Below are 435 nucleotides of genomic sequence, written 5' to 3' on the forward strand. Positions count from 1 at the left end.
AACCTGGTGGAGCCTGCCATCGAGCACCAGCGACGTGCTGTTCCACACCGGGATGCCGATCGGCACCGACGCGTCGGTCGCCGATGCGCGTTCGATGTTCTCGTAGGTGATCTCGACGGCGGCCTCGGTGGGACCGTAGAGGTTGTAGAACAAGATCTCCGGCAACGCCAGACGCACGTCGGCGGCCACCGCGGGCGGTACGGCCTCACCGGTGAGCGAAATGATACGCACCGAATCCATCGCCGAAATACGCTGTGTTCCCACCACATCGACAAACACCGAGAGCATCGAGGGCACGAAGTGCACCATCGTTGCCCGGGTCTGCTCGATCACCTCGGCCACATACAGCGGCTCGGTGTGCCCGCCGGGTTTGAGGATCACCATCCGCGCCCCGACCATCAGCGGCGCGAACAGTTCCGGCACCGAGACGTCGAA

General features: G+C 64.1%; 1 protein-coding gene. It reads right to left on the reverse strand.

From position 1 onward, the window contains the following. Positions 1-435: AMP-binding protein (locus GOAMR_RS21940; protein WP_005193283.1), on the reverse strand; the 435-nt coding region annotated here is incomplete at both ends.

Origin of the sequence: Gordonia amarae NBRC 15530 (assembly GCF_000241345.1) — a bacterium.
Taxonomy (GTDB): Bacteria; Actinomycetota; Actinomycetes; order Mycobacteriales; family Mycobacteriaceae; genus Gordonia; species Gordonia amarae.